The sequence below is a fragment of the Corynebacterium sp. HMSC068H04 genome (assembly GCF_001811255.1).
GTDB lineage: Bacteria > Actinomycetota > Actinomycetes > Mycobacteriales > Mycobacteriaceae > Corynebacterium > Corynebacterium hesseae.
In genome coordinates this window covers 39,759-39,974 of record NZ_KV804026.1, presented here as the reverse complement: position 1 = coordinate 39,974, position 216 = coordinate 39,759, and positions in this window count along the sequence as shown.

The following is a 216-nucleotide window of genomic DNA, read 5'->3' as shown; positions in this document are numbered from 1 at the left end:
GGGTTCAGTTCTCATTACCCCTGATAGACTTCACTACTAGCTCACCTTCGTCGCGCTTCTGCTGGGGTTCAGTTCTCATTACCCCTGATAGACTTCGCAGGTCTAGCGCATCATCGAAATACCTGCTGGGGTTCAGTTCTCATTACCCCTGATAGACTTCCCAGGTGCGCCGCACCGTCTCCGCCAAGGCTGGGGTTCAGTTCTCATTACCCCTGA